Genomic DNA, 227 nt, shown 5'->3' with positions numbered 1-227 from the left:
CCCGAGGAAGCTGCAAAGCAGCGGTCGATCTATCTCGCTGATGCAGCCGCCGCAGCGGTGCTGGAAAAGAATCCCGAGCAGGCGTGCCGGTATCTCGGGGAAGCCCTCGAGCTACTCGGGCGCCACTGGTATGCGACTGCGCTCCATCGGATCAAGGCAGTACGGCAAACGCTCACACAGTGGGACTCCTTGCCCTCGGTGCGAAGCCTCGATGAACGGCTGTACGA

General features: G+C 62.6%; 1 protein-coding gene. It reads left to right on the top strand.

What is annotated here, in order from left to right; translation table 11 throughout:
* The coding region (locus ON19_RS43430) for a hypothetical protein (protein WP_218006498.1) at positions 1-227 on the top strand (227 nt) is incomplete at both ends.

The sequence above is a fragment of the Nocardia abscessus NBRC 100374 genome (genome assembly GCF_000308455.1).
Taxonomy (GTDB): Bacteria; Actinomycetota; Actinomycetes; order Mycobacteriales; family Mycobacteriaceae; genus Nocardia; species Nocardia abscessus.
The sequence above is the reverse complement of the archived record's forward strand: the minus strand, read 5'-3'. Positions and strand labels throughout refer to the sequence as shown.